This window comes from Aquabacterium sp. A08 (assembly GCF_011742065.1).
On record NZ_JAAQQT010000554.1, the window covers coordinates 1 to 4155 of the forward strand.

General features: G+C 70.3%; 4 protein-coding genes and 1 pseudogene. 4 read left to right on the forward strand and 1 reads right to left on the reverse strand.

Features of this window, described 5'->3' with window-relative positions; all coding sequences use genetic code 11:
* A pseudogene (locus HA630_RS23440) lies at window positions 1-104 on the reverse strand (arsenate reductase); the annotation flags it as partial.
* Window positions 105-197: 93 nt separating this feature from the next.
* Between HA630_RS23440 and folC the strand changes: the two are divergent.
* The 4 genes from folC to purF form a co-directional block, all read left to right on the forward strand.
* Window positions 198-1529, forward strand: a complete 1332-nt coding sequence (gene folC, locus HA630_RS05585; RefSeq protein ID WP_166833108.1) for a bifunctional tetrahydrofolate synthase/dihydrofolate synthase — start codon at window positions 198-200, stop codon at window positions 1527-1529.
* Window positions 1530-1592: 63 nt separating this feature from the next.
* On the forward strand, window positions 1593-2312 hold the full coding sequence (locus HA630_RS05590; protein WP_166833110.1) for an SPOR domain-containing protein: 720 nt from the start codon (window positions 1593-1595) through the stop codon (window positions 2310-2312).
* Window positions 2313-2317: 5 nt separating this feature from the next.
* Window positions 2318-2803 (forward strand): CvpA family protein, encoded by a 486-nt coding sequence (locus HA630_RS05595; RefSeq protein WP_166833112.1) that lies wholly within the window; start codon window positions 2318-2320, stop codon window positions 2801-2803.
* A 15-nt stretch (window positions 2804-2818) separates the two neighbouring features.
* On the forward strand, window positions 2819-4155 hold a 1337-nt coding region (gene purF, locus HA630_RS05600), incomplete at its 3' end, for an amidophosphoribosyltransferase (protein WP_166833114.1).

Sequence of the window (4155 nt, forward strand, 5' to 3'; positions counted from 1 at the left end):
TGTTTCTTGAAGTCGTGGAACTCGTGCGGCACGGCGCGCTCGGTCAGCCAGGCGCGGGCTTTCTTCACGGTGTCGCAGTTCGGGATGCCATAAACCTTGATCATCTGGCCATTGTGCCGCAACGCGGCGCCGGCAAGGTCTTTGCTGCAGGGCACAATACCGTTTTCGGCCCCGCGCCGTCCACCCTCCCCGTGCCCATGAACGACCTGCCCCACACCCTGGCCGACTGGCTGGCCCACTGCGAACGCCTGCACCCCACCACCATCGACATGGGCCTGGAGCGGGTTCGCGCAGTGGCCCAGCGCCTCAACGGCGGGCAGGGCCTGGGCGTGACCTGCCCGGTCGTCACCGTGGGCGGCACCAACGGCAAGGGCTCCACCTGCGCCATGCTGGAGGCCATTTACCAGCAGGCCGGCTACCGCACCGGCGTGTACACCTCGCCGCACCTGGTGCATTTCGAGGAGCGCTGCCGCATTCAGGGCGACCTGGTCCGGCCCGAACAGCTGCTGCCCGCCTTTGCCGACGTGGAGGCCGCGCGCCGGGGCGGCCCCGGCGAGGCCGAGGTCTCGCTCACCTATTTCGAGTTCACCACCCTGGCCATCGTGCTGACGCTGGCCCGCGCCGGGCTGGACGTGATTGTTCTGGAGGTCGGTTTGGGCGGCCGGCTGGACGCGGTCAACCTGCTGGACGCGGACTGCGCCGTCATCACCAGCGTGGACCTGGACCACATGGAGTACCTGGGGCCGGACCGCGAGGCCATTGGCCACGAGAAGGCGGGCATCATGCGCACCGGCTGCCCGGTGGTGGTGAGCGACCCGGTGCCGCCGCAGAGCGTGCTGGACCGTGCCCGCGAGGTGGGCGCCGACCTGTGGCGCCTGGGTCGCGACTTCCACTTTGCCGGCGACAAGCAGCAGTGGGGCTGGACCGGCCGCGCCCGCCGCTACAGCGGCTTGGCCTACCCGGCGCTGCGCGGCGCCAACCAGTTGGTCAACGCCGCTGGCGTGCTGGCCGCGCTGGAGGCGCTGCACCCGCGCCTGCCGGTCACCGCCCAGGCGGTACGCACCGGGCTGGCGCTGGTGGAGCTGCCTGGGCGTTTCCAGATCGTGCCCGGCCAGCCCACCCTGGTGCTGGACGTGGCGCACAACCCGCACGCGGTCGCGGCGCTGGCCGAAAACCTGGACGCCATGGGCTTTTACCCGACCACCCACGCGGTGTTCGGCGCCATGGCCGACAAGGACCTGCGGCCCATGTTCGAGCGCATCAACCCCCTGATCGACCGTTGGTATTTCACCGACCTGCCCCTGTCGCGCGCCGCCCAGGCGCGTGACCTGGCGGCGAGCTGGGCGGCCACCAACACCCGCCCCGACGCCGCCGCCAGCCAGCACGCCAGCCCCCAGGCGGCGCTGGCCGCGGCGGTCGCGGCGGCCGACCCGGCTGATAGAATCGTGGTTTTTGGATCCTTCTTCACCGTGGGTGGCGTGTTGCACGACGGTGTGCCGCGCTTGTCCGCCAAGCACCTGCAGGCCTGACGCCCCGCCGTCCGCCTCCCACGCCCCCCGGCCCAGCCGGATCACCCTCAGCGAAACCGGCGCATGTTCAATCTCCGTTCCGGCGGGCAGGGCAACCCCAGCCCGGCACAGCCGCCCACCATCGAGGCCATCCGGCGGCGCGCGCGGCACCGGCTCATCGGGGCCAGCGTGCTGGTGCTGGCGGGGGTGATCGGTTTCCCGCTGCTGTTCGACACCCAGCCGCGCCCGATCGCGGTGGACATCCCCATCGACATCCCGGCCAAGCACACGGCGGCGCCCCTGGTGGTGGCGCCGGCGGCCCCGGCCGCCCAGGTGCAGGTGGCCGGCGTGACCGAACGCGAAGAGGTGTTGCCGACAGCGCCCATCCCGGTGCCGAGCGTGCCCGTGGCTGCCACGGCACCCGCCCCGGCCCCCGAACCCCCGCGCCCCGCGGCGGCGGCCCCGGCCCCGACCAAAGCGCCCGAACCACCGGCCAAGCCCGCCGCCGCGCCCGTGCCGTCCGACGCCGCCCGGGCCCAGGCCCTGCTCGACGGCAAGCCGCCGGCGCCGACCGCCGTGCGCACCGTGGTGCAGGTGGGGGCCTTTGCCGAGCAGGCGCGCGCGCAGGAGGTGCGGCAGAAGCTGGAGCGCGCCGGCCTGAAAACCTACACCCACGTGGCCGACACGCCCGAGGGCAAGCGCATCCGCGTGCGCCTGGGCCCGTTCGACAGCCGCGCCGAGGCCGAGGCCGCGGCCACCAAGGTCAAGGCGCTGGGCTTGCCCGCCGCTGTGCTCACCCTTTGACCCCCATGGGCGGCCTCGACCTGTTCTTCCTGCTGGTGCTGCTGGCCTCTCTGGTGCTGGGGCTGTGGCGCGGGCTGGTGTACGAGGTGCTGTCGGTCGCGGGCTGGGTGCTGGCGTTTTTCCTGGCCCAGTGGTACGCCGCCGACGCGGCCGCATACCTGCCCCTGGGCAGCACCGCCGAGCCGCTGCGCCACGCCGCCGGTTTTGCGGTGGTCTTCATCGCCACCGTGTTCGCGGCGGCTTTCGTTGCCTGGCTGGTCAAGAAAGGCATCGAAAGCGTCGGTCTGCGCCCGGTGGACCGCGCTTTGGGGGCCGCCTTTGGCGCCCTGCGCGGCGCAGTGATGCTGCTGGCCCTGGCGCTGGTGGTGAACCTGACCCCCTTAAAAGAAGAAGAGGCCTGGCGCCACTCGGTCGGGGCGGACTGGCTCAACGCCGGTCTGCACACGGCCAAAGGCACCATGCCCGACAACCTTGTCCCCTATTTCCCTTGAACCCAGGACCCGTACATGTGTGGAATCGTTGGTGTCGTCAGTCAAGCGCCGGTCAACCAGTTGATCTATGACGCGTTGCTGCTGTTGCAGCACCGGGGTCAGGATGCCGCCGGCATCGTGACGCAGTTGGAACGCAAGTTTTTCATGCACAAGGCCAAAGGCATGGTGCGCGACGTGTTCCGCACCCGCAACATGCGCGCCCTGCCGGGCAACAGCGGCCTGGGCCAGGTGCGCTACCCCACCGCCGGCAACGCCTTCAGCGAGGAAGAGGCCCAGCCCTTCTACGTCAACGCGCCGTTCGGCATCGTCATGGCGCACAACGGCAACCTGACCAACGCGCACGCGCTCAAGCAGGAGATGATCCAGCTCGACCACCGCCACATCAACACCGAGAGCGACTCCGAGGTGCTGCTCAACGTGCTGGCGCACGAGCTGGGCCAGGCCAGCGAGCACGGCCAGCTGCAGACCGAGGCGGTGTTCGCCGCGGTGCGCGCGGTGCACAAGCGGCTCAAGGGCTCGTACGCGGTGGTGGCGCTGATCGCCGGCCACGGCCTGTTGGCCTTCCGCGATCCGTTCGGCATCCGCCCGTTGTGCGTGGGCCAGAGCAAGGACGGCACCGTGATGGTGGCCAGCGAGTCGGTGGCGCTGGACGGTACCGGCCACGAGGTGCTGCGCGACGTGGCCCCGGGCGAGGCGGTTTTCATCGGGCTGGACGGGCGCTTCGAGTTCCGCCAGTGCGCCGACCACCCGCAGCTCTACCCCTGCATCTTCGAGTACGTCTACCTGGCCCGCCCGGATTCGACCATGGACGGCATTTCGGTGTACCAGGCGCGCCTGAACATGGGCGAAACGCTGGCCAAGCGGGTGGTGTCCACCGTGCCGCCGAACGAGATCGACGTCGTCATCCCCATCCCCGAGTCCAGCCGCCCGAGCGCCACCGAGCTGGCCCACCTGCTGGGCAAGCCCTACCGCGAAGGCTTTGTGAAGAACCGCTACGTCGGCCGCACCTTCATCATGCCGGGGCAGGCGGTGCGCAAGAAGAGCGTGCGCCAGAAGCTCAACGTCATCGCCAGCGAGTTCAAGGGCCGCAACGTGCTGCTGGTGGACGACTCCATCGTGCGCGGCACCACCAGCCGCGAAATCGTGCAGATGGCGCGCGAGGCCGGCGCCAACAAGGTCTACATGGCCAGCGCCGCGCCGCCGGTGATCTACCCCAACGTCTACGGCATCGACATGCCGACCAAGGACGAACTGGTCGCGCACGGCCGCACGGTCGAGGAAATCCGCCAGATCATCGGCTGCGACGCATTGATCTACCAGGACGTGGGCGCGATGAAGAAGGCCGTGGGTGC